At 70.9% G+C, this 19,221-nt stretch carries 19 protein-coding genes; 5 read left to right on the top strand and 14 right to left on the bottom strand.

From position 1 onward, the window contains the following. Positions 1-32 precede the first annotated feature (32 nt). The 3 genes from AC02VZ_RS14275 to AC02VZ_RS14265 all read right to left on the bottom strand — a co-directional run bounded on the left by AC02VZ_RS14275 (position 33) and on the right by AC02VZ_RS14265 (position 1,677). Positions 33-431, bottom strand: a complete 399-nt coding sequence (locus AC02VZ_RS14275) for a hypothetical protein (protein WP_432055150.1) — start codon at positions 429-431, stop codon at positions 33-35. Positions 432-572: 141 nt separating this feature from the next. Then, complete coding sequence (gene rph, locus AC02VZ_RS14270; RefSeq protein WP_432055149.1) at positions 573-1,310, bottom strand: ribonuclease PH; 738 nt, start codon at positions 1,308-1,310, stop codon at positions 573-575. A gap of 133 nt (positions 1,311-1,443) precedes the next feature. Beyond that, positions 1,444-1,677, bottom strand: coding sequence for a PTS sugar transporter subunit IIB (locus AC02VZ_RS14265; RefSeq protein ID WP_020270294.1), 234 nt, complete (start codon positions 1,675-1,677; stop codon positions 1,444-1,446). 228 nt (positions 1,678-1,905) lie between these two features. On the opposite strand from AC02VZ_RS14265, the gene AC02VZ_RS14260 reads away from it, so the two are divergent. Next, positions 1,906-3,219 carry a PTS transporter subunit EIIC gene (locus AC02VZ_RS14260; RefSeq protein WP_432055148.1) on the top strand — a complete coding sequence of 438 codons (1,314 nt, stop codon included), beginning with the start codon at positions 1,906-1,908 and terminating at the stop codon, positions 3,217-3,219. Positions 3,220-3,470: 251 nt separating this feature from the next. Here AC02VZ_RS14260 and AC02VZ_RS14255 read toward each other — a convergent pair whose 3' ends face one another. Further along, positions 3,471-5,543, bottom strand: coding sequence for an ABC transporter permease (locus AC02VZ_RS14255; protein ID WP_476475498.1), 2,073 nt, complete (start codon positions 5,541-5,543; stop codon positions 3,471-3,473). A 334-nt stretch (positions 5,544-5,877) separates the two neighbouring features. Here AC02VZ_RS14255 and AC02VZ_RS14250 point away from each other — a divergent pair, with 334 nt between their 5' ends. Further along, complete coding sequence (locus AC02VZ_RS14250; RefSeq protein WP_432055146.1) at positions 5,878-7,128, top strand: PTS transporter subunit EIIC; 1,251 nt, start codon at positions 5,878-5,880, stop codon at positions 7,126-7,128. A gap of 103 nt (positions 7,129-7,231) precedes the next feature. Here the strand turns inward: AC02VZ_RS14250 and AC02VZ_RS14245 are convergent, their stop codons facing one another. Next, positions 7,232-7,984: an MBL fold metallo-hydrolase gene (locus AC02VZ_RS14245; RefSeq protein ID WP_432055145.1), complete on the bottom strand. Its 753-nt coding sequence runs from the start codon at positions 7,982-7,984 to the stop codon at positions 7,232-7,234. Between the two features lie 203 nt (positions 7,985-8,187). Here AC02VZ_RS14245 and AC02VZ_RS14240 point away from each other — a divergent pair, with 203 nt between their 5' ends. Then, positions 8,188-8,634 carry a type II toxin-antitoxin system PemK/MazF family toxin gene (locus AC02VZ_RS14240; RefSeq protein ID WP_432055144.1) on the top strand — a complete coding sequence of 149 codons (447 nt, stop codon included), beginning with the start codon at positions 8,188-8,190 and terminating at the stop codon, positions 8,632-8,634. Between the two features lie 140 nt (positions 8,635-8,774). Here AC02VZ_RS14240 and AC02VZ_RS14235 read toward each other — a convergent pair whose 3' ends face one another. From AC02VZ_RS14235 to clpS, 7 genes are all read right to left on the bottom strand, one after another. Continuing rightward, entirely contained in the window at positions 8,775-9,725 is a 951-nt protein-coding gene (locus AC02VZ_RS14235; RefSeq protein WP_476475497.1) for a PLP-dependent cysteine synthase family protein, read from the bottom strand. Positions 9,726-9,731: 6 nt separating this feature from the next. Next, the gene (locus AC02VZ_RS14230) at positions 9,732-10,043 is read right to left on the bottom strand and encodes a MoaD/ThiS family protein (protein WP_476475496.1); all 312 of its coding nucleotides are present in this window, start codon (positions 10,041-10,043) and stop codon (positions 9,732-9,734) included. Positions 10,044-10,167: 124 nt separating this feature from the next. Beyond that, on the bottom strand, positions 10,168-10,263 hold the full coding sequence (locus AC02VZ_RS14225) for a putative leader peptide (RefSeq protein ID WP_318653187.1): 96 nt from the start codon (positions 10,261-10,263) through the stop codon (positions 10,168-10,170). A 133-nt stretch (positions 10,264-10,396) separates the two neighbouring features. Continuing rightward, positions 10,397-10,819, bottom strand: a complete 423-nt coding sequence (locus AC02VZ_RS14220) for a M67 family metallopeptidase (RefSeq protein ID WP_362098750.1) — start codon at positions 10,817-10,819, stop codon at positions 10,397-10,399. A 155-nt stretch (positions 10,820-10,974) separates the two neighbouring features. Continuing rightward, positions 10,975-12,516 carry an alanine/glycine:cation symporter family protein gene (locus AC02VZ_RS14215; protein ID WP_476475495.1) on the bottom strand — a complete coding sequence of 514 codons (1,542 nt, stop codon included), beginning with the start codon at positions 12,514-12,516 and terminating at the stop codon, positions 10,975-10,977. 412 nt (positions 12,517-12,928) lie between these two features. Then, positions 12,929-13,531: a DUF2017 domain-containing protein gene (locus AC02VZ_RS14210; RefSeq protein ID WP_432055140.1), complete on the bottom strand. Its 603-nt coding sequence runs from the start codon at positions 13,529-13,531 to the stop codon at positions 12,929-12,931. 53 nt (positions 13,532-13,584) lie between these two features. Beyond that, positions 13,585-13,902 (bottom strand): ATP-dependent Clp protease adapter ClpS, encoded by a 318-nt coding sequence (gene clpS / locus AC02VZ_RS14205; protein WP_192231433.1) that lies wholly within the window; start codon positions 13,900-13,902, stop codon positions 13,585-13,587. A 108-nt stretch (positions 13,903-14,010) separates the two neighbouring features. Between clpS and AC02VZ_RS14200 the strand changes: the two genes are divergently transcribed. Both AC02VZ_RS14200 and AC02VZ_RS14195 read left to right on the top strand, forming a co-directional pair. Next, complete coding sequence (locus AC02VZ_RS14200; protein ID WP_476475494.1) at positions 14,011-15,408, top strand: nicotinate phosphoribosyltransferase; 1,398 nt, start codon at positions 14,011-14,013, stop codon at positions 15,406-15,408. Positions 15,409-15,550: 142 nt separating this feature from the next. After that, positions 15,551-16,141 (top strand): nicotinamidase, encoded by a 591-nt coding sequence (locus tag AC02VZ_RS14195; RefSeq protein ID WP_432055138.1) that lies wholly within the window; start codon positions 15,551-15,553, stop codon positions 16,139-16,141. Positions 16,142-16,353: 212 nt separating this feature from the next. Here AC02VZ_RS14195 and AC02VZ_RS14190 read toward each other — a convergent pair whose 3' ends face one another. Both AC02VZ_RS14190 and AC02VZ_RS14185 read right to left on the bottom strand, forming a co-directional pair. Beyond that, a complete protein-coding gene (locus AC02VZ_RS14190) occupies positions 16,354-16,698 on the bottom strand; it encodes a hypothetical protein (protein ID WP_362098760.1) in 345 nt (114 codons plus the stop codon). Between the two features lie 121 nt (positions 16,699-16,819). After that, positions 16,820-19,180 carry an immune inhibitor A domain-containing protein gene (locus tag AC02VZ_RS14185; protein ID WP_476475493.1) on the bottom strand — a complete coding sequence of 787 codons (2,361 nt, stop codon included), beginning with the start codon at positions 19,178-19,180 and terminating at the stop codon, positions 16,820-16,822. Positions 19,181-19,221 lie beyond the last annotated feature (41 nt).

Here is a 19,221-nt window from a genome sequence, read left to right as displayed (position 1 = left end):
CGTCCAGTATCCCGGCCGGCGCGGGCCGCCCGTCACGGTGTGCAGACCTTGGTGAGTTCCCCGGCCGCGTCGGTCACCGGGCTGATGTCGGGGTTCCGGTCACCGTTCTCGACGGCGGTGCGGACGTTGCCGACGGCGCGGTCGAGGTCGTCGACGGCCTTGCCGACGTCGGCGTTGTCGGTCGTGTCGGCGAGCTCGTCGAGGTTCTTCTCGATGGAGGTGAGGGACTCCTCGAGCTGGGTGACGTCGTTCGAGGCGTTGTCCACGGCCTGCTGCATCTCCGTCACGCTGTCGGCGATGGCGTCGGCGGTCCGGACGCAGTCCAGCGCCTTGTCGACGGCGGCGCAGCCGGTGGTGAGTCCGGCGGTCAGCGCGACGGCCGCCAGGGTGGCGGCGACGGCTGCGGTGCGGCGTCGGCGGCTCGCGGCCATGGGCGGGGTCCTCCCTCGTGCGGGCCGGTTGGGCCCGGTGGCTGGGCGGGCGCGCGGAGTCGGCCGTGCGCCCGTTACCGGTTCAGACGCGGCGGTGACCGGCGCGGTTGCCCGTGCCGGCCACCGGAGTTGGGGCGCGCTTTACCTTTCGAGGACGGTGGCGAGCGCGGCGCGCTGGGCGTCGGCGAGGGTGGCGCAGCCGGCCACGGCGAGGTCGAGGAGCGCGTTGAGCTCGTCGCGGGCGAACGGCTCGGCCTCCGCGGTGCCCTGCACCTCGACGAAGCGGCCGTCGCCGGTGCAGACGACGTTCATGTCGGTGTCGGCCTTGACGTCCTCCTCGTAGCGGAGGTCGAGCAGCGGGGTGCCGTCGACGATGCCGACGGAGACGGCGCTGACGGTGCCGGTGAGGGGGCGGCGGTTGGCGCGGACCAGCTTGTTCGCCTGGGCCCAGGCGACGGCGTCGGCGAGGGCGACGTAGGCGCCGGTGATGGCGGCGGTGCGGGTGCCGCCGTCGGCCTGGAGGACGTCGCAGTCGAGGACGACGGTGTTCTCGCCCAGGGCCTTGTAGTCGATGACGGCACGCAGCGACCGCCCGATGAGGCGGCTGATCTCGTGGGTGCGTCCGCCGATGCGGCCGCGGACGGACTCGCGGTCGCCGCGGGTGTTGGTGGCGCGCGGGAGCATGGAGTACTCGGCGGTGACCCAGCCCTCGCCGCTGCCCTTGCGCCAGCGGGGGACGCCCTCGGTGACGGAGGCGGTGCACAGCACCTTGGTGTCGCCGAAGGAGACGAGGACGGAGCCTTCGGCGTGCTTGCTCCAGCCGCGTTCGATGGTGACGGGGCGGAGCTGTTCGGGGGTGCGGCCGTCGATGCGTGACATGGCGCAAGAGCCTAGCCGTCGTGGGGTGCGGCCCGTGCCCGAGGTGCGCCAGGGGCCCCCGCCCGGCATGGGGAGGGGGCCCCTGGGACCTCGCGTCGGTGGGAACGCCGGCGCGGTGCGCGCGCCGCGCGTCTCACATGAGGTCTTCGATCTCCGCCGCGATGGGGTCGGCGTCGGTGCCGATGACGACCTGGATGGCGGTGCCCATCTTGACGACGCCGTGGGCTCCGGCGGCCTTCAGGGCGGCCTCGTCGACCTTGGCCGGGTCGACGACCTCGGTCCGCAGGCGGGTGATGCAGCCTTCGACTTCCTCGATGTTGTCGATGCCGCCGAGCCCGGCAACGATCTTCTCAGCCTTGGTGGCCATGTTCGCACTCCCTGATCCGAACCGCTTTGTCGCAGTAACCCACAGTTGGCCCAACTTTGCGAGCGGTCATGTCGTGGGTGCCCAAGGATGGCGTCACGACAGCGGAACCGTCACCAACTGGTCTACACCACCCGGTGGACCGTCGACAAACCCGCGGCCGTCGGCGCGCGCGCCCGGGCACCGCCGGATCGGATGAACGCCGCACGAGCGTCCAGCGAAGGGGACCGGATGAGTGCCGACAGTCCCGCGAACGCGGCGAACGGGGTCAGCCCCCTCCGCGAGCGGTGGAACCGGTTCTTCCAGGGCCTGCAGAAGATGGGCCGCAGTCTGCAGCTGCCGATCGCGGTGCTGCCGGCGGCGGGCATCCTCAACCGGCTCGGACAGCCCGACGTCTTCGGCGACGACGGTCTGGGCTGGACGAACGTCTCCAAGGTGATGGCCGGCGCGGGTGGCGCGCTGCTGGACGGATCGCTGGGCCTGCCGCTGCTGTTCTGCGTGGGCGTGGCCATCGGCATGGCGAAGAAGTCGGACGGCTCGACGGCGCTGGCCGCGGTGGCGGGCTTCCTCGTCTACTACAACGTGCTGCGCCAGTTCCCGGAGGACTGCCCCGAGGGCTCCACGGCGGTGCAGGCCATCGGCTGCCAGGTGACGGAGGACCCGGCGACGGTGACGCCGTTCACCTTCCAGAACCCGGGGGTCTTCGGCGGCATCGTGATCGGCCTGATGGCGGCGTACTTCTGGCAGCGCTTCCACCGCACCAAGCTGGTCGACTGGCTGGGCTTCTTCAACGGCCGCCGCCTGGTGCCGATCATCATGGCGTTCGCGGCGATCGTGTTCGCGGCCCTGTGCCTGTGGGTGTGGCCGCCGATCGGCGACGCGCTGGAGAGCTTCAGCGACTGGATGACCGACCTGGGCGCGTGGGGCGCGGGCGTCTTCGGCGTCGCCAACCGGGCGCTGCTGGTGGTGGGTCTGCACCAGTTCCTCAACGTGCCCATCTGGTTCCAGTTCGGCAGCTACACCAAACCGGACGGGACGGTCGTGCACGGCGACATCAACATGTTCCTGGCGGGCGACCCGAACGCCGGGCAGTTCCTGTCCGGCTTCTTCCCGATCATGATGTTCGCGCTGCCGGCGGCGGCCCTGGCGATCACGCACTGCGCGCGCCCGGAGCGGCGCAAGGAGGTCGGCGGCCTGATGCTGTCGGTGGCGCTGACGTCGTTCGTCACGGGCATCACCGAGCCGATCGAGTACTCCTTCCTGTTCGTCGCCCCGGCGCTCTACGTGATCCACGCGCTGCTGACGGGCGCCTCGATGGCGGTGACCTGGGGGCTCGGGGTGCACGACGGCTTCAGCTTCTCGGCGGGACTCATCGACTACGTCATCAACTGGAACCTGGCGACCCGGCCGTGGGCGATCATCCCCATCGGCCTGTGCTTCGCCGCGCTGTACTACGTGATCTTCCGCTTCGCGATCACCAGGTTCGACCTCAAGACCCCGGGACGGGAGCGGGAGGAAGAGGTGGAGGACACCACCAAGGCGTGATCGGGTGCGTCGGCCGGCCCCTGGATGCGGGGCGGCCCGCTGGGTGGGAGCCCACGGGCCGAGGGTCGGGAGCCGGAGGTCGGGGGCCGGACGCCGGGGGCCGGACGCCGCAGCCCCCGTTGCGAGGACTCACGACACCGCAGCCCCGTGCGAGGGCTGCGGTGTCGGGCCGTCCGGGTCTCCCAGCGGGTCGGGAGACCCGGACCACCGGGTCGGTGCGCCGGATCGGTGCGCCAGGTCAGTGCACCGGGTCAGTGCGCCGGGGCGAGCGCCGGGTCGCCCTTCTTCGGGGCGTCGACGGTGGCGCCGTCCTCGGTCGCGTCGGAGCCGGGGTTCCCGGAAGCGGCCGGCGGGTTCGGCGCCCTCTTATCCCGGCGGGCCAGCCACAGGTCCACCAGGACGTTCAGGACCAGGCCCGCCGCGCCCCAGATGCCGATGGTCAGGAGGTTGCGGCCCAGCCCGTGGCCGTCGAAGTACACCGTCGAGCGCACGATGTCGACGGCGGCGGGCAGCGGCAGAACGTCCTGAAGGCTGCGGAACACCTCCGGAACCATGTACACGGACAGACCGCCACCGGACGCGGGGACACCGGCCAGCATCAGGACCAGCATCACCGGGATGATCGCGGCGAGACCGAGGGTGCGGGTGAAGACGCCGGTCACCAGCGAGACGCAGAAGACCGTGAGGGCGCCGACACCGATCAGCTCCAGGGCGTGTCCGTTGACGGCGCCGATCAGGACGTCGAAGAGGAACCACAGCCACACCGAGATCCCGACCGCCCAGCCGGCCAGCTTCACCAGGAAGTGACGCAGCCGCGTCAGCTCCGGCGCACCGCCGCGCAGCACCGCCATGATCAGGAAGCCGGCCATGATCCAGGACATGCCGACGTACATGCTGTTGCTGCCCTGGGTGTCGTCCTGGGTCAGCGGCTTGATGTCGATCGGCTCCAGTGCGGTCTTCTGTCCGGCGGCGACCTGCTGGAACACCGACCGCAGGGTCATCTGCTGGCTGGAACCGGCGGCCGAGGAGCTGTAGAGGGTCGCCGGGCCGTCGGCCGAGGACGGCAGGACGTAGGCGCCGACGATCTCCTGTTCGAGGATCTGTTCCTTGACCTCGTCGACGGAGGTGCCGCTGCGGAGGTCGAGCATGGCGCCGAGCTGGGGCTTGAGGCCCTCGGCCAGCTGCTCTGCCTGTCCGGCGTCGGCGGCGACCACGACCACGGGCATGTCGTGGATCTTCGGCTGGTGCATGGAGGCGCTCATCGCGCCGACGACACCGATCAGGATGGCGAGCGGGAAGGCTGCCGCGGCGAAGTAGCGGATCTTCGGCGACCGCACCGGACCGCCGGACAGCGCGGGCAGCGGGGTGCTCACGTCGGACACGTCGGGCGCGGCCGGGATCGCGTACCCGGAACGGCGCTCCTTCAGCAGCGCGAGCGCGAAGGCGATGACGAGCCAGGAGACCAGCGGGAGGAGGTGGCCGCCGGCGCCGCGGCCGTCGAAGTACAGCAGGGAGCGCAGCGCCTCACCCGCCGCGGGCAGCGGCAGCACGCCGTACAGCCACTGGAAGAAGCCCGGCATGCTGTGCATCGATAGCGCCAGGTTGGACGAGGGCATGCCGAAGACCACCCACAGCAGCATCCCCACGAGGACGGCGAGCGGCCCGACCAGCTTGGTGAACAGCGCCTGGGTCATGCCGACCGCGCCGATCGTCAGCATGCCGACGCCGAGGAACTGCAGGTAGTGGCCCTCCACCGCGCCCACGACCGGCCCGAGGATGACCCAGATGACGGTGCTGGTGGCCGCGGCCCACCCGACGAGGAGCGGGACGAAGGTGCGCAGCCGCAGCAGGAACGGCAGCGACAGCATCAGGATGCTCAGCGGCACGTAGCCCGCCAGCATCATGCCCATGCCCGCGAAGAGGACGGCGGTGCCCGACATGTCGCCGTCGGGGAGCGGGGCGGAGTCCTTGGTGGTGATCTGCCACTGGTTCTCGGCGACCACCGGCGTCAGCACCTGCTGGACCGTGCTCGCCTGGGAGGCACCGGCGGCCGACGCCGTGTGGATCACGGCCGCGCCCCCGTCGCCCGCGGGTATCTCCAGGGCGCCGGAGATCTCACGGTCCCGGAGCAGGTCCAGCGCCTCGTCGGCGGTGGCCACCAGCCGGGGCTCGACGGGGCCGCCGTCGAGGGCGTCCAGTTGGGCGACGACCTGCTGCGCGGCCTGCCCCGACCCCACCACGGCCACCGGCATGTCACGGGCGGCCGGTGCGTGCATGGTCCCGACGTACGTCGCGTACATCATCGTCACCATCAGGAACGGCATGGCGAAGAGAGCGACGTAGCGCGCGATCCGGGTCCTGCGGTCCTCCCGGCACCCGGCGGAGGCGGAGGGGGGAATGCCGTCACCCCGCCCTCGCCCTCCGCTTGGCTAGGCTGGAGCCGGCTCCCACGGCCCTCGGACCCTGCCGGTCCGGGGGTCTTTCGGTGTGCCCGCAGGCCACCCACGAGCGGCGGCACCCGGTTCCGCTTCGCCCCCCGGGGTGGCCACGGTGCGTAGCCCCGTGGTTGCGATTTTGACGGGTTCCTTATATGCGCCACATCGTGCTAGAACAGGTCTACACCACTCAGTGGTGTAGACCACCACCGATGGAGGACGTATGAGTACCGCCACCGCATCGGCGGCCCCCGCGAAGAAGCGGGGATCCGGCCTTTTCCAGGGCCTGCAGAAGGTGGGCCGCAGCCTTCAGCTCCCGATCGCCGTCCTGCCGGCGGCGGGCATCCTGCTCCGCCTGGGCCAGCCGGACGTGTTCGGCGAGGACGGGTTCGGCTGGGACCGGGTAGCGGCCGTCTTCGCCACCGCCGGTGGCGCGATCTTCGACAACCTGCCGCTGCTGTTCTGCGTCGGCGTGGCCATCGGCTTCGCCAAGAAGTCCGACGGCTCCACGGCGCTCGCCGCGCTGGTCGGCTTCCTCGTCTACAGCAACGTCCTGAAGGCCTTCCCCGTCACCGAGGCGAAGGTCCAGGCGGGCGAGGACATAGCCGCGACCTACAACAACCCGGGTGTCCTCGGCGGCATCATCATGGGTCTGCTGGCGGCGGTGCTGTGGCAGCGCTACCACCGCAAGAAGCTGGTGGACTGGCTCGGCTTCTTCAACGGCCGCCGTCTGGTCCCGATCATCATGGCCTTCGTCGGCACCGCGATGGGTGTCTTCTTCGGCCTGGTCTGGGAGCCGATCGGTGACGGCATCTCCAACGTCGGCGAGTGGATCACCTCGCTCGGTGCCGTGGGCGCCGGCCTGTTCGGCCTGATCAACCGTGCGCTGATCCCGGTCGGCATGCACCAGTTCGTCAACACCGTCTCCTGGTTCCAGATCGGTGACTTCACCAACGCCGCGGGCGAGGTCGTCCACGGTGACCTGAACCGGTTCTTCGCCGGTGACCCGGACGCCGGTCTGTTCATGTCGGGCTTCTTCCCGATCATGATGTTCGGTCTGCCGGCCGCCGCGATCGCCATCGCGCACGCCGCCCGCCCCGAGCGCCGCAAGGCCGTGATGGGCATGATGGTCTCCCTCGCGCTGACCTCCTTCGTGACCGGTGTGACCGAGCCGATCGAGTTCGCGTTCATGTTCATCGCCCCGGCGCTGTACGTGATCCACGCGGTGCTCACCGCCCTGTCCATGGCGATCACCTGGGCCCTCGGGGTCCATGCCGGCTTCACCTTCTCGGCGGGCGCCATCGACTACGGGCTCAACTGGAACCTGGCGACCAAGCCATGGCTGATCATCCCGATCGGCCTGGTGTTCGCGGCGATCTACTACGTGGTCTTCCGCTTCGCCATCGTCAAGTTCAACCTGCCGACTCCGGGCCGTGAGCCGGAGGAAGAGGTCGAGGACACCACCAAGGCGTAGGCCCGCCCCCGCGGGGGGTCAACGCGAAGGCCCCCGGGAACCGTCGTGCGTGACGGTGCCCGGGGGCCTTCCCCGTGGGCGGGCGGCGGCCCGCCTGCGGAGGTCAAACCTGGTACGTGGCCCCCGGCGCCGCCAGTTCCACCGGGCCGTCGTAGACCGCGCGGGCGTCGCGCAGGTTGACCTGCGGGTCGGTCCAGGGGGCGATGTGGGTGAGGACCAGGCGGCGGGCGCCGGCCCGGGCGGCGGTCTCCCCCGCCTCGCGCCCGTTCAGGTGCAGGTCGGGGATGTTCTCCTTGCCGTGGGTGAAGGCCGCCTCGCACAGGAACAGGTCGGCGTCGCGCGCGAGTTCGTCCAGCACCGGGGTGACGCCCGTGTCGCCGGAGTACGTCAGCGTGCGCCCGCCGTGCTCGATCCGGATGCCGTACGCCTCCACCGGGTGCGCCACCCGGTCGGTGTGCACGGTGAACGGGCCGATCTCGAAGGTGGACGGCTTGACCGTGTGGAAGTCGAACACCTCGCTCATGGAGGAGGCGGAGGGTGTGTCGGCGTAGGCGGTGGTGAGGCGGTGCTCGGTGCCCTCGGGACCGTAGACCGGGAGGGGGTCGCAACGGCCGCCGTCGTGCCGGTAGTAGCGCGCGACGAAGTACCCGCACATGTCGATGCAGTGGTCCGCGTGCAGGTGGCTGAGGAAGATCGCGTCGAGGTCGTAGAGACCGCAGTGGCGCTGCAGCTCGCCCAGGGCACCGTTGCCCATGTCGAGGAGCAGCCGGAAGCCGTCGGCCTCGAGGAGGTAGCTCGAACAGGCCGAATCCACGGACGGGAACGACCCCGAGCAGCCGACGACGGTGAGCTTCATGGAGCAGAAACCTCCGCTGCGGGGATGTGAGAACGGGGGTTGTGCGGTCCGTCGAGCGTAAGACGCAAAACGTGTGGTCGCTCCTTCGCCAGGGGCGGTTGTGGGGGAACTCACCTGCGCTGTCACCAGTTCGGCTGGAACCGGGGCGCGTGGGGCGGGTGGAGGGGCGCGCGGCCGGCGCCCGCGCCGGTACGGTCGGTGCCATGGACACGTCCTGGTGGTGGCTCGCGCTCGCCGCGGTCGTCCTGCTCGCCCTGGTGGCCGCGCTCGTCGACGGCTGGGGCCGGGGCCACCGGCCCTCCGCGCGCGGAAGACGGAGCCGGACCGGGCCCCGGGCGGGCGGGCCGCGGCCGGCGGAGATCTGGTGGGCGGGGGTGCCCTTCGAGGACCGCCCGGGGAGCAAGGACCGGCCCTGCCTGGTGCTGACGGTGCACGGGGACCGGGTCACGGTCGCCAAGATCACGACGAGGTCGGGCGACGGGCGGCCCGGGGTGGTCCCGCTGCCGCCGGGGTCCGTCGGCGACGCCCGGGGGCGGGCCAGTTATCTGGAGACGGACGAGCTGCGGGACGTCCCGCTGGAGGACTTCCGCCGCCGGGCCGGCGTGCTCGACCCGGCCCTGTGGGAGCGGGTGCGCCACCTGGCGGAGTGAGCCCGGCGGGGAGCGGGCGGGCCGCCGGGTGCCGCCCGGGCCCTCGCCCGCGCAGACGCCCCCGGGCAGCGGTGAAGGGGCCGGAGCGGTGCTCGGGCCCCTTCGGGGTGCTGGGCGGACGGCCGAGGGTCAGCCGGGGGTCAGGCCCAGAGCTGGCCCTGGAGGGCGTCGATGGCCTGCTCGGTCGTCGGGGCCGTGTAGACGCCGGTCGACAGGTACTTCCAGCCGCCGTCGGCGACCACGAAGACCACGTCGGCGCTCTCCCCCGCCTTCAGCGCCTTCTTCGCCACGCCGATCGCGGCGTGCAGGGCGGCGCCGGTGGAGACGCCCGCGAAGATGCCCTCCTGCTGGAGCAGCTCACGGGTGCGGGTGACCGCGTCGGCGGAGCCGACGGAGAAGCGCGTGGTCAGCACGGAGGCGTCGTACAGCTCGGGGACGAAGCCCTCGTCGAGGTTGCGCAGCCCGTAGACGAGGTCGTCGTAGCGCGGCTCGGCGGCGACGATCTTCACGTCGGGCTTGTGCTCGCGCAGGTAGCGGCCGACGCCCATGAGCGTGCCGGTGGTGCCGAGTCCGGCCACGAAGTGGGTGATCGACGGCAGGTCGGCGAGGATCTCCGGGCCGGTGCCCGCGTAGTGCGCGCCGGCGTTGTCGGGGTTGCCGTACTGGTAGAGCATCACCCAGTCCGGGTGCTCGGCGGAGAGTTCCTTGGCGACCCGGACGGCGGTGTTGGAGCCGCCCGCGGCCGGGGAGGAGACGATCTCCGCGCCCCACATGGCGAGCAGGTCCCGGCGTTCCTGCGAGGTGTTCTCGGGCATCACGCACACGATCCGGTAGCCCTTGAGCTTCGCGGCCATCGCCAGGGAGATGCCGGTGTTGCCGGAGGTGGGTTCGAGGATGGTGCAGCCCGGGGTGAGGCGGCCGTCCTTCTCCGCCTGCTCGATCATGAACAGGGCGGGACGGTCCTTGATGGAGCCGGTGGGGTTGCGGTCCTCCAGCTTGGCCCAGATCCGCACGTCCTCGGACGGCGAGAGCCGCGGCAGGCGCACCAGAGGGGTGTTGCCCACCGCGGCCAGCGGGGAGTCGAAGCGCATCGGCGATCAGGCCGTTCCCGACCGTCGCCCGGCGGTCGCCGCGGCCGAGCCGCCGGCCACCGCCGGGAGGATGGTCACGCTGTCGCCGTCGCTGAGCTTGGTGTTGATGCCGTCGAGGAAGCGGACGTCCTCGTCGTTCAGGTACACGTTGACGAAGCGGCGCAGCTGCGCGCCGTCCACGATGCGGTCCTGGATGCCGGTGTGCCGGGTCTCGAGGTCGGCGAAGAGCTCGGCGAGGGTGTTCCCGGAGCCGTCCACCGCCTTCTGACCGTCGGTGTACTGGCGGAGGATGGTCGGGATGCGGACCTCGATGGCCATGGCAGAGGGCTCCTGTCGGAAGGTGTCGTCTCGTCGGTGGGCGCACGGCGGCGCGGGTGCGTGGTGACGCGGGTGGTGCTCGGTGCGGACGCCGGGGCTCACGGCCGTACGGCGGCAGGGTTCGTCAACAGATGGCGCTGGCGAGCCTGCACAGGTCGACGTGCAGCCGCGCCACGAGCATGCTGCCCGGCGTCTTGTCGCTCACGTCAGGGAGAACCATGCGGTCATCGTATCGATTCCCGATCGGGGGATCCGAGTGTGATCTCACACTGCGGACGGCTACCGACCGGACATCGAGACGGTGCAGGTGGGCGGGGTCCGTCCGGTCCGTGGGGCGGACCCTCGTGGCGGTCTCAGTACGCCTCGACGACCTTGACCTCCTCCTCCGTGACCTCGCCGTCCACGATGCGGAAGGAACGGAACTGGAACTCGCCGAGGCCGTCGGTGTCGGCGGTGGAGACCAGCACGTAGTGGGCGCCGGGCTCACTGGCCAGCTCGATGTCGGTGCGCGAGGGGTGCGCCTCGGTGGCGGTGTGCGAGTGGTAGATGACCACGGGTTCTTCGTCGTTGTCGTCCATCTCGCGGTACAGCCGCAGCAGGTCCTTGGAGTCGAACTCGTAGAACGTGGGCGAGCGGGCGGCGTTCAGCATGGGGATGAAGCGTTCGGGGCGGCCGGAGCCCACCGGGCCCGCCACCACTCCGCACGCCTCGTCCGGGTGGTCCTTGCGGGCGTGGGCGACGATCTGGTCGTAGAGCGCCTGGGTGATGGTCAGCATGAGGCTCAGCATAAGCAGACGGGCCGTCCCGTACCGAAGGGTGGTACGGAACGGCCCGGATGCCGGACGCCGTGAGCGGCCGGCCGCGGGGAGCCCCACGAGTGCTCCCCGCGGCCAGGGCGTCCTGGGAGGGGACGGTCGGCGGTGCCGGAGGGTCAGAGCGACTTCGTCGCCGGGACCTCGGGCTCCTCGGGCCGGGCGTCGGCGGCCTCGGCGCTCTTGCGGAGGCGGACGAACTCCAGGAAGGAGTTGAGCTCCCGCTTGACGACGGGGGCCAGGAGGTAGAGGCCGATGATGTTCACGACCGCGAGGAGGAAGAGGGCCGAGTCGGCAAGGCTGATCAGGGAGTCGAGGGAGAGGAGGGCACCCGCGACGACGAAGATGCTCCAGACGCTCTTGAAGATCGTCTCGCTGGTCCTGCTGCGGCCGAAGAGGTACGTCCACGCCTTCAGGCCGTAGTAGCCCCAGGTGAGGATCGTGGAGAAGGCGAACAGCAGCACCGCGACGGTCAGCAGGTGCGGGAACCAGGGCAGGACGGTGGCGAAGGCGTCGGAGGTGATGGTGACGCCGCCGATGCCCGCACCCTCGCGGGCCTCGCCCCAGCTGGCCGGGTTGGCGATGACGATGGTCAGCGCGGTCATGGTGCAGACGATGACCGTGTCGATGAACGGCTCCAGCAGGGCGACCAGGCCCTCGCTCGCGGGGTGCTTGGTCTTGACCGCGGAGTGGGCGATCGGCGCGGAGCCGATACCGGCCTCGTTGGAGAAGGCGGCGCGCTGGAAGCCGACGATCAGGGCGCCGAGGATGCCGCCCGCGACACCCTGGGGCTGGAAGGCTCCGGTGAAGATGTCGCCGATCGCGTCCGGCACGGAGGTGATGTTGACCAGGATGACGGTCAGGCAGGCCAGGACGTACATGATCGCCATGGCGGGGACCAGCCGGCTGGTGACGGAGGCGATGGAGCGGATGCCGCCGAGGAGCACCAGGCCGACCAGGACGGCGATCAGCACGCCGAAGAGGACCGCGCCGGAGGAGGAGGCCATGAAGCCGTCCTCGCCGCCGAAGGTGGAGGCGATCTGGGCGTAGCTCTGGTTGGTCTGGAAGAGGTTGCCGCCGAACAGGCCGAAGAACAGGATGAAGATCGCGGCGAGGGCCGCGAGCACCTTGCCCAGCTTGGCGCCGCCGCGGCCGAAGCGCTCGGCGAGGCCCTTGGGCAGGTAGTGCATGGGACCGCCGGAGACGGTGCCGTCCGGGTGCTCGTCGCGGTACTTCACACCGAGGGTGACCTCCACGAACTTGCTCGCCATGCCGAGCAGGCCGCAGACGATCATCCAGAACGTGGCGCCCGCGCCGCCGACGGAGACGGCGACGGCGACACCGGCGATGTTGCCGAGGCCGACGGTGCCGGAGACGGCCGCGGTGAGGGCCTGGAAGTGGTTGACCTCGCCGGGCGCGTCGGCCTCGTCGTACTTGCCGCGCACGACCTCCAGGGCGAGCTTGAACCGGCGGGCCTGGACGAGGCCGAACCAGCACGTGAAGACGAGACCCGCGATCGCGAGCCAGGCGACGATGAGGGGGAGTTCGGCGCCGAACACCGTGACGGTGTAGAACACGACGTCGCCGACGGCGGTCGCGACGGGGTCGAAGAAATCGCTGACGGAGTCGTCGATGTTTTGTGTGATGGAGTCGAGTGACATCGAGCTTCCTCAAGAGCGGGGACGTGCTGGCGTGGCGCAGCAGAACGGGTGCGACGTGTGCGAACGCCGTGGTCCGTGCGGCGGCGGCGGTGGGGGGAGACGGCCCCCGGACCGGGGCCGTCGCTACCTGCCGTGCTGGGTGGTGCACGCCGGTGAGGGTGGCCGGCTGCCCGTTCCCGGCGGAGGTGTGCCGCGAACGGGCTGGAGATTCGTACCACGCTGCCCACCCGCCCCCGAGTGACACGCATCACAGAAAACCGCCCCTGCGGAATAAATCCACGGGGCGGTGACGGGATCGTTATGCGGAGTTGAGGTTCCTCTGAGCGAACACTTCGCGGGGACCCATATGGATGTATTGGACATCTTCACGGCATGAGGGTCCGACGCGTCACGACTCGAGAGACCCGACGCGTCACGGCATGAGGGTCCCCACGAGCGTCTCCTGGAGACCGCCCAGCCAGAGGTACGCCATCACCATCGGCTTGCGGGCGTCCTCGTCCGGCAGGCCGAAGAGCACGTCGGTGTCGTCCTCGTCGCCGATGTCCAGCCGGGCGCCGATCGCCAGGCGCAGGTCGTTGAGGGCGCCGAGCCACTGCCGGGACTCCTCCGGCGACAGCTTCAGCACCGCCCCGCCCTCCCCGCCGGAGCTGAGGGCGTCCAGGGTGCGGATCACCGCGAGGGCGTTCTCGCGCTTGCCGGCGCGCAGGTCGTTCTCGGTGTAGCGGCGGAACTCGGCGGAGTGGGCCCGCTGCTCCTCGGCCTCGCCGGGGGAGGCCGGGCCCTCGGGGTCGCTGTAGGCGTCGGGGAAGAGGCGGCGCAGCACCGGGTCGGAGGGCGGTTCGCTCGGTCCGTCGGCGAAGAGTTCGGCCAGCGGGTCGCCGGGGGCGTCCTCGGCGGGTCCCGGGCCGATCAGCTCCATCAGCTGCACGGCCAGCGACCGGATGATGGAGATCTCTACGTCGTCGAGGGCGACGGCCGCGCCGCCGCCGGGGAGCGGTTCGAAGTGTCCGGGCATGGAGGCGATCGCTACTTCCGGTCCTGCGCAGGGGACGGGTGATGTCCGGAAGGTCACTTCCGGTCGTGCTGGAGGGTGGCCCACAGGCCGTAGCCGTGCATGGCCTGGACGTCGCGTTCCATCTCCTCGCGGGTGCCGCTGGAGACGACCGCCCGACCCTTGTGGTGGACGTCGAGCATGAGCTTGGTGGCCTTGTCCTTGGAGTAGCCGAAGTACGTCTGGAAGACGTACGTCACGTAGCTCATGAGGTTGACCGGGTCGTTGTGCACGATGGTGACCCAGGGGACGTCGGGCTCCGGCACGGCGAAGGTCTCCTCCGCCGACTCGGTGCGTTCGATCTCCAGGGGTGCGGGTGACGTCACACAGCCCATGCTGCCACCGGAGGGGGGTGGACGCACAAACCGGCCCGCCAGAACGGAAGTCGGCACACCCGCCCCCGGGAAATCGTCAAACTGACGAAATGGGGGTAGCATCGTCGTATGAACACAGCGGATCCAGGGCTGTCGACGGCTGCCGGACGCGAGGCGTCCGCGCGCTCGGGCGGCGGCGGACGGCGACTGGGCGTCCCCTCGACGGCGCTCTTCACGGACCAGTACGAGCTGACCATGCTGCAGGCCGCGCTCAGCGGCGGCACCGCCGGACGGCGCAGCGTGTTCGAGGTCTTCACCCGACGGCTGCCCGGCGGCCGGCGCTACGGCGTGGTGGCCGGCACCGGGCGCGTGCTGGACGCGGTGGAGAACTTCCGCTTCGACCCGGAGATCCTGGGCTTCCTGCGGGACAAGGCGATCGTCGACGCCGACACCCTCGACTGGCTGGCGGACTACCGCTTCACCGGCGACATCTGGGGCTACCCCGAGGGCGAGGTGTACTTCCCGGGCTCCCCGCTGCTGCGGGTGGAGGGCAGCTTCGCGGAGTGCGTGCTGCTGGAGACGGTGATCCTGTCCATCCTCAACCACGACTCCGCCATCGCCGCCGCGGCCTCCCGGATGGCGTCGGCCGCCGGGGACCGCCCGCTGATCGAGATGGGCGCCCGGCGCACCCACGAGCTCGCCGCCGTGGCCGCCTCCCGCGCCGCCTACATCGGCGGCTTCACCTCCACCTCCGACCTGGCGGCCGGCTTCCGCTACGACATCCCGACGGTCGGCACCTCCGCCCACGCCTTCACCCTGCTGCACGACACCGAGCGGGACGCCTTCCGCGCCCAGGTGGACTCCCTGGGCCGCGGCACCACGCTGCTGGTGGACACCTACGACGTGGCCGAGGCGGTCCGCACCGCCGTCGAGGTGGCCGGTCCCGGGCTCGGCGCGGTGCGCATCGACTCCGGTGACCTCCTGCTGGTGGCGCACAGGGTCCGCCAGCAGCTCGACGCGCTCGGCGCCACCGGCACGAAGATCACCGTGACCTCGGACCTGGACGAGTACGCCATCGCCTCGCTCGCCGCCGCCCCGGTGGACGCCTACGGCGTCGGCACCCAGCTGGTGACCGGCTCCGGGCACCCCACGGCCTCGATGGTCTACAAGCTGGTCGCCCGCGCCGAGTCGGACGACCCGGCGGCGCCGCTGGTGCCGGTGGCGAAGAAGTCCACCGGCGGCAAGACCTCCGTCGGCGGCCGCAAGTGGGCCGCGCGGCGGCTGGACGAGGACGGCGTCGCCGAGGCCGAGGTGGTCGGCACCGGGCCGGTGCCCGACGACCTGGCCGACCGGCAGCTGCTGGTCCAGCTGGTCAAGGGCGGCGAGGTGCTGGTCCGCGAGCCGCTCGACGTGATCCGCGAACGGCACATCGCCGCCCGCGCCGGTCTGCCGCTGTCCGCCACCCAGCTCTCCCGGGGGGAGGCCGTCCTGCCGACGGAGTACCACCACGGCCCCTCGGGCCACTGAACCGCACCGCTTCACCGGGCGCACCGGACGGAGGCACGGAAGACCGTGCCGCGCCCCTGTCCGCCCCGCCCGCCGTTCCCTAGGCTCGGTGGTTCACCGGCCGGGCCGCTTCAGCCGACTTCCCACCGGGAGGAAACACACCATGCGCCGCGCCTTGATCGTCGTCGACGTGCAGAACGACTTCTGCGAGGGGGGCAGCCTCGGCGTGACCGGCGGGGCCGACGTGGCCGCCGCCATCACCGAACTGATCGGGCAGGCCCCGGCCGGCTACCGGCACGTCGTGACCACCCGTGACCACCACATCGCCCCCGGTGGCCACTTCGCCGACAACCCGGACTTCGTCGACACCTGGCCCGCCCACTGCGTGGCCGGCACCGAGGGCGCGGGCTTCCACCCGAACTTCGCCCCCGCGGTGCTCTCCGGCGCGGTCGACGCCGTCTTCGACAAGGGCTCCTACTCGGCCGCCTACAGCGGATTCGAGGGCACCGACCAGGACGGCACCTCGCTGGCGGACTGGCTGCGCGCCCGCGAGATCGACGAGGTCGACATCGTGGGCATCGCCACCGACCACTGCGTGCGGGCCACCGCGCTGGACGCGGTGAGCGAGGGCTTCCGCGCCCAGGTGCTGCTCGACCTCACCGCCGGAGTGGCCCGGGAGACCACCGAGCAGGCCCTGGAAGCCATGCGCGCCGCGGGCGTGGAGCTCACCGGCAAGCCGGTCGTCGGCCACTGACCCGGGCTTTCGCCGACTGACCGGCCGGCCAGGCCCGTGCGGCCCGTGCGGTCCGCACTGCCCCCGCGTCCCGCCCGCGTCGTGCGGCGCCTCGGGCGGGGGCCGCGGGCGCCTCGGGTCCGAGGCAGCGGGGCAGCTCGGGTCCGTGGGCACCGGGGCGTCGCAGGCTGCCGCGGCGGCTCAGGCGAGGGCCCCGGGAGGCCCGGGGCGGCTCAGGCCGGGGCCGCGGGGCGCCGCAGCAGGGCCCGGATCGGCTGCCACAGCTCCACGGCCAGCTCCGGTCCGGTCAGCACACCGGGGCCGGGCGCGGTGCGCCATATCAGGCCGTCGGGATGGTGCAGCACGGCGGTGATCTCGTCGGGGGTCGGCGGGGCGGCGTTGCCCCGCAGGTAGACCGCCCGCAGTCCCAGGTTGCGCAGCCTGGTCAGGGCGCGCGCCCGGTTGCCGGCGTGCACGAGGACGCGGACCGCGCCGGTGCCGTCGGCGGCCGGGCGGGGCAGGTTCAGCGCCACCACCACGGTGCCGTTCGGCAGCTTGCAGAAGCCTCCTGCGGCCATGTGATCAGACCCCCGTGTCCGTCGGTGTCAATAAGAGATGCACGGACGCACCTAAACACGGATCGGCGGCGACCCGCCAGGGGGTCGCCGCCGATCATGCTCTGACCTGCGAGAACGCGGATTACTTCACCGCGGGACGCACCTCGAGCTCGATCGTGGAGCCGTCGCGGGCCTCCTTGGTGATCTTGATCTTGGTGTTGGTGTCAGTGATCTGGACACTGCCGCCCGGGTTCGCGGGGTCGTAGTAGGTGTGCTTGTGGTCGTTGAACTCCGACACACCCTTCGACGACCTGATCTTCGTGCGGACGCCGTCCTTGTGGAGCGTGATGCCGTCCGTGCGGAAGGTGCTGAAGGTGGAGTCGTAGGTCTGGATCCGGTTGCGCATCAGCGTGCCGTCGGACCACTTCATGGCCTTCGGGTGCGCGTCGACGGGCAGGATCAGACCGGTGCCCGGGTGCTGGCTGGTGTTGTTGTCGGCCTGGGAGGTGTCCCACTTCCAGATCAACAGGCCGTTCTGGTACGGGAAGTGCTCCACCCAGTCCGGACGGCTGCTCGCGAAGCCGAAGTTGTACGGGCCGACCTTCAGGGTCTTGTCGTACGAGACGTACTGACGGTTCTCGGCGATGTAGTACTGCGCGTAGTCCTTGGTGAAGGACGCGCCGATGCGGGAGAAGCCGGTGGCCTTCCACGCGTCGTCCGCCGTCTCGGCGTTGTCGGTGAAGACGGCCTCGCCGTCCGCGGTCACCGCGATCCGGTCGGCCGCGAAGCCCTTGAGGGCCACCCCGCCGTCGGTCTGGTAGCGGAAGCGCAGGTCGATCTTCTGGCCGGCGTAGGCGTCCAGCGGGAAGACCATGGGCTTGTAGCCGTCGACCGTGCCGTGCAGGGCGGGCTTGTCGCTGCCGTCCCGCGGGAGCGGCTGACCGTCCACCGTGCCGTCCAGGGCGGTCCAGTTGGCGCCGCCGTCGGTCGACACCTCGGTGTAGAGGTAGTCGTAGTTGGCCTCGATCTCGTACCAGCCGTCGAGGGTCAGCTCCGCCGACTCCTTGCCGGTGAGGTCCACCGAGCGGGTCAGGGTGTTCTTGAGGTTGTCACCGCTGCCGCTCCACCACTGGGTCTGCCCCTCGGCGGGGGTGACGACCTCGGTGGTCACGGCCTTCTTCGGCAGCTCGACGACCAGCGCCTGCTTGTGCTTGGTGTTGTACTCGGCCAGGCCCAGCTTGTGCCAGGAGTTGACGCCCGCCTTGGCCCGGTCGTAGTTCAGCCAGCCCAGCTGCAGCTTGTCCCAGGCGGTCATGTCGCCGGGGAGGTCACCGATCTCCTTCTTGCCGGTGCCCAGCCAGGAACCGGAGGACATCAGGGTCCAGAAGCCGGTGGAGTTCTCGCCGCCCGCGGTGTCGTAGAGGTCCGGCAGGCCGAGGTCGTGGCCGTACTCGTGGGCGAAGACGCCGAGTCCGCCGTTCTCCGGCTGGATGGTGTAGTCGCCGACCCAGATGCCGGTGTCGCCGACGGCCGCGCCGCCCAGCTTGTTCTGCTCCGGGCCGGTGGCGCCGGCGTCGGTGCCGAAGGCGTACCAGCGGTGCGCCCAGATGGCGTCCGTGCCCTGCGCGCCGCCGCCGGCGGACTCGTCCTCGCCGGCGTGCACGATCTGGAAGTGGTCGATGTAGCCGTCGGGCTCGTTGAAGTCGCCGTCGCCGTCGTAGTCGTAGCGGTCCCACTCGTCGAACTCGGCGACGTTCGCCTTGATCTCGGCGTCGGTCCGGCCGGCCGCCTTCTGCTGGTCGACCCAGGCGTCCAGGCCGTCGCTGACGACGTTCCACACGCTCGGGCAGTTGCTCTGGCCGCAGGCGTTGTTGCCGTACCGGGCCTCGTTGTAGGGGACCTTGACCCAGTCGGAGACCTGGCCCTCGACCGAGTAGCGGCCGGAGGACTGCTTCTCGAAGTACGTCTTGACCGACTCGGTGCCCTTGCCCTCGCCGAAGTACAGGTCCTCGAAGTGCTTCTGGTTGTAGTCGGCCTGCCAGGCGGTGGAGTTGTCCTTCTTGCGGTCCGGCTCGGCGATCTGGTTGTGCAGCGGGCCGGGGGTGCCGCCGTAGCGGCTGTCGATCTGGTCGCCGAACTCGACGAGGATCGTGAAGATCTTGTCGGTCTTCTCGCGGCCGAGCTCGACGTACTTGGTGTCGCCCTTCTTGCTCTTGAGGCCGACGACCTTGGAGCCGTGACGGTTCTTCACGGTGTTCTTGCCGGAGATGACCTGCTTCAGCGCCTCCTCGCGCTGCGCGGCCTGGGTCTTGGAGAGCGGGCCCTCGAGGTCGTGCTCGACGTGGGTCAGCTCCGCCGGGTCCTTCCGGTCCACGGTGACGGGCCGGTCGGCCCGATCGGCCGTGTCGGCCTGGGCCAGGGTGAACGCAGAGCCGGTGGCGGTGGCCGCCGCGACGGCCACGCCTATCGCGGCCGCTCTGAACGTCCATGGTCTCGTGGTCACTTGAGAGATCCCCTCCCGCGTGCGTGTGCGCGGCAGGGGGG

This window comes from Streptomyces sp. 3-6, from assembly GCF_056323165.1.
Note: the sequence above shows the minus strand (reverse complement) of the source record. Positions and strands in the feature narration are given on the sequence as shown.